This is a genomic window from Streptomyces ziwulingensis (genome assembly GCF_039542605.1).
Lineage (GTDB): Bacteria > Actinomycetota > Actinomycetes > Streptomycetales > Streptomycetaceae > Streptomyces > Streptomyces ziwulingensis.
Genome location: NZ_BAABIG010000085.1, coordinates 1 through 1,113 on the forward strand (window position 1 = coordinate 1; position 1,113 = coordinate 1,113).

Annotated in this window: 1 pseudogene; it reads right to left on the bottom strand. The window is 73.5% G+C overall.

Features of this window, described 5'->3' with window-relative positions:
• Positions 1 to 1,113 (bottom strand): annotated as a pseudogene (locus ABEB00_RS32525) (beta-ketoacyl synthase N-terminal-like domain-containing protein); the annotation flags it as partial.

Sequence of the window (1,113 nt, forward strand, 5' to 3'; positions counted from 1 at the left end):
CACCGACCGCGACGACGCCAGCGACCAGCCGACATCGACGGCACTCGCGTCACTGCCGGCCGTGAGGACGCGGAGCCGTTCCGCCTGGTCCCGGAGGGCCTCGGGCGTCCGCCCCGACACCACCCACGGCACCACCGCCGGAGCGACATCGATGCCGNGGAGACAGCGGCCCGGCGCGGACGGTCGGACGCCGGCCATTCCCGCGCCTCGCGCAGCAGTTCCACCGCGCCCGACGACCAGTCCACGTGCGGTGACGGCTCATCGGCGTGCAGGGTGCGCGGCAGGACACCTTTCCGCATCGCCAGCACCATCTTGATCACGCCCGCGACACCCGCGGCGTGCTGCGTGTGGGCGAGGTTCGACTTCACCGAGCCCAGCCACAGCGGGCGGTCCTCGTCCCGGCCCTGCCCGTACGTCGCCAGCAGCGCCTCGGCCTCGATCGGGTCGCCGAGCCTCGTGCCCGTGCCGTGCCCTTCGACCGCGTCCACGTCGGCGGCCGTCAGCCCGGAGTTCGCCAGCGCCTGACGGATGACCCGCCGCTGTGCGGGCCCGTTGGGTGCGGTCAGGCCGTTGCTGGCGCCGTCCTGGTTCACGGCGGAGCCCCGCACGACGGCCAGCACCCCGTGCCCGTTGCGCCGCGCGTCCGACAGCCGCTCGACGAGCAGCATGCCCACGCCCTCGCCCCATCCGGTGCCGTCCGCTTCCGCCCCGAAAGAGCTGCACCGGCCGTCGGCGGACAGCCCGCGTTGCCGGCTGAACTCCACGAACGTGCCGGGCGTGGACATCACCATCACGCCGCCGACGAGTGCCATGGTGCAGTCGCCGGACCGCAGCGACTGCGCGGCGAGGTGCAGCGCCACCAGCGACGACGAGCACGCGGTATCGAGCGTGACGGCAGGGCCGGCCAGTCCGAGGTGGTAAGCGATCCGCCCCGACATGACGCTGGCGGTCCCGCCGGTCAGCATCAGGCCCTCGACGTCCTTCGGCGCGTGGTGCATGCGGGGGCCGTAGTCCTGGCCGGTGGCCCCGACGAAGACACCGGTGGGTGTGGCGCGCAGGGTCGTCGGATCGATACCGGCGTGTTCGAAGGTCTCCCACGCCGTCTCCAGCAGC